The 3,117-nt window shown below is 43.8% G+C and carries 2 protein-coding genes; both read right to left on the reverse strand.

Annotation, left to right across the window (positions count from 1 at the left end; translation table 11 throughout):
• Positions 1-17 precede the first annotated feature (17 nt).
• Positions 18-1,238, reverse strand: a complete 1,221-nt coding sequence (arcA, locus tag ACP45E_RS20610; RefSeq protein WP_017037223.1) for an arginine deiminase — start codon at positions 1,236-1,238, stop codon at positions 18-20.
• A gap of 708 nt (positions 1,239-1,946) precedes the next feature.
• The coding region (locus ACP45E_RS20615) for a YfcC family protein (protein WP_069585488.1) at positions 1,947-3,117 on the reverse strand (1,171 nt) is incomplete at its 5' end.

A 3,117-nucleotide genomic window follows, 5' to 3' on the forward strand; every position in this document is an offset into this window, starting at 1 on the left:
GCCGTTATCATCGAAGATTAGATGCCGTCGCGTTCAATCGGACAACTCATGCAACGAGCGCCCCCACGGCCACGGCCAAGCTCATCCCCTGGAATGGGCAATACGGTAATTCCAGCCTTATCGTATTTCTCGTTCGTGTAAGTATTGCGTTCGTAACCAATGACCACGCCGGGCTTCACCGTCAGTACATTATTGGCGTCATTCCATTGTTCACGTTCGGCTTCAAAGCTGTTGCCACCGGTGGTGATGAGATTGAGCTTGTCGACCTCTAGAGCTTGAGCAATGGTGTGCATGTAAGAATCTTGCTGGGTTGCTTTTACTGCTCCTAATTCATTGCCCGTTAGACTCCAGCAGTTGACGTTATCTGGAATGACATTCGGGTAGATAGAGAACGTGTCTTCGCGCATGTGGGTCATGACCGTATCAAGGTGCATACAAGAGCGATCCTGTGGGAGTTCTAATGCAATCACTTGTTTTGCTTGGCCGTGCCTAAACAGGCTCGATGCAAGCTGTTCAACGCCTTGAGCCGTAGTACGTTCAGACATGCCAATCAATACGGCGCCTTTACCGATGACGAGTACATCGCCCCCCTCAATGGTTGAGCGGTCATAGGCTTTTTCTTCATCTCCGTAATATTTGATAAAGTCTTCGCCTGCAAAGGTTGGGTGCCAGCGGTAGATTGCACGAAGGTGATTGGTTTCACGTTGGCGAGCAAGTTTGGCCATCGGATTAATGGAAACGCCTCCGTAAACCCAGCAAGAGGTGTCTCGCGTAAATAGGTGATTTGGCAGTGGATCAATAATGAAATCGGTTGGCTTGTGCATCGATTGCAGCATAGAAGACGATGTCATTGGTAACTCAGAGAAGGACAGGCCACCCGTTAAGATTTTGGCCAGTTCCAGATGAGGTAAATCTCCTAAGTAGCAGCGTACATCGTTAGCAAATGTGGGACCATAGCGATAATTGGATATCTGCGTATTAAGAAGCCAATCTTTCGCTTCTGCGACATTCAGTGTTTCCGCGAGAAGCTGAGTCAGCAAAAGCACTTCAACGCCCTGACTTTTTAGAGTTTGAGCAAATGCATCATGCTCTTCTCCTGCGCGTTCAACGGCAAGCACGTCATCAAACAGTAAGTCGTGACAATTTGAAGGGGTAAGGTGAGTGAGTGCCCGTCTAGGGCGATGAATGAGCACGCGACGTAATTGACCTATTTCAGAACCTACATAGAACTTACTCATGATCGTATCTCTCTATTAATTAACTATTGCTATTTATGCAATATTTATTGTCAGAAGGTAAGGGTTGGATATTTCAATTTTCTCTCTTTCTATATTATTTATATTACTCAGGTTCGGTGGGCTTTCTTAGAGGTTAATCACAAATTAATTGGTATTCACTCTTCCTTGCTTTTGATTGTATTTAACAATTTATATTCATTTGTTTATCTATAATTACTCTGTGTGATAGCGCACTATTTCTGGAATTTTATGCACTAATAATATAGTTTTGTTATAGATTGCTTGTTGGCTTGGAATATTATTCTCCTATTTTTATGTGACAGAGAAATCATCAATGTGTAAATATTCGCTTTTTTTATGGTTATAGTTATTATTTTTGTTTTTATACGGAGTTTGTTAACGGTTTTTATTGTAATTAATTAATATAGATCACATTTATTTATAGGGGGTATTTTATATGGCGATATGGTTTTATGAGTCTATCTAATGCCCACATTACTTATATTAATTAAGCATGGCGTTTTAACTAATATAAATAACGACAGGAAGTGATTTTTTATTTTTAAGTGAAAGGTTATTTTAAAGTGGATGATTATTTTAAAATGGAAAGCTATTGGTAAGTGAACGTTTATTTCATAAAAAAGAGAGACAAAAAAGCCACTGGACAGTGGCTTAAATGAGACAGACGGGAAAGTATGGTTCGATCGATTATAGAAGCGCACCTATGCTCAATACCACCATACAAAATACAGTCAAGATACCGATTAATGGCATCACCCATTTCACCCAGCGCACATACGGTACCCGTGCGATGGCTAACCCTCCCATTACTACCGCAGAGGTTGGAGTAATCAAGTTAACTAACCCAGAGGCTGACTGATATGCTGTGATCACAAGATCACGACCCACCCCGGCAAAGTCGGCTAATGGGGCCATAATGGGCATGGTTAATACGGCAAGCCCTGAAGTGGAAGGAACTAAGAAAGAGAGCAGTATTTCTAAGAAAAACATGACATTAATAAAGACGACTGACGAGAGCCCTGTCACCATTTGTTCGGCTGAATACAGAATCGTGTCAGTAATCATCCCTCGATCCATCACCACCACAATACCCCGAGCAATACCGATGATGAGCGCTACGCCTAATAAATCGCGTGCACCATCGATGAAGCTAGAAGTAAATTCCTCTTCACTCATTCGAGCAACAATACCAATGATGATGGTTGAAGCGAGGAACATGGCCGAAATCTCTGCCATCCACCAGCCAGCAACAGAAACTCCGTAAATCATGACCCCGAAAGAAGCACCAAAGATGGTGAGGATTAGCTTACGAGTTAAGGTAAATTCCAGTTTTTCACCGTTAGCGTTACCGAGGAAGTGAGCCTTGTTTTCTTCATATTTGTCATAAACAAGCGACTTGGTTTGATCGGCCTGAACCATCTTTGCGTAACGCATGACGTACGCGACACAGATAACCCAACCAATGACCAACATGGCTATGCGTAACACGATGCCTTCGGTAAAGGGAATCGAAGAGGCATTGGCAGCGATAACGGTGGCAAATGGATTGATGGTGGAACCCAGCACGCCAATACCTGCGCCAAGCAGCACTGTTGCCGCTGCGACTAAAGGATCAAAACGGGCAGCCATCATGACAGGGACCAGCAAGGTATAAAATGGTAGGGATTCCTCAGCCATTCCATAGACTGTGCCCCCTGCTGCAAATAGCGCCATCAATATGGGGATCATCAGCTCTTCTCGGCCCTCTAAACGTGCCGTAACACGTTCAATACCCGCATCGATTGCACCGGTTTTGGTTACGAGCCCTAGAAATCCACCAATAATGAGAATGAACAGGGAGACGTCGATAGCCGCTGCT

The sequence above is a fragment of the Vibrio genomosp. F10 str. 9ZD137 genome, assembly GCF_049974785.1.
In the GTDB taxonomy this organism is placed as follows: domain Bacteria; phylum Pseudomonadota; class Gammaproteobacteria; order Enterobacterales; family Vibrionaceae; genus Vibrio.

Excerpts from the sequence above, each read along its gene's own strand:
- arcA (WP_017037223.1), bottom strand. The coding sequence starts at position 1,238 with ATGAGTAAGTTCTATGTAGGTTCTGAAATAGGTCAATTACGTCGCGTG.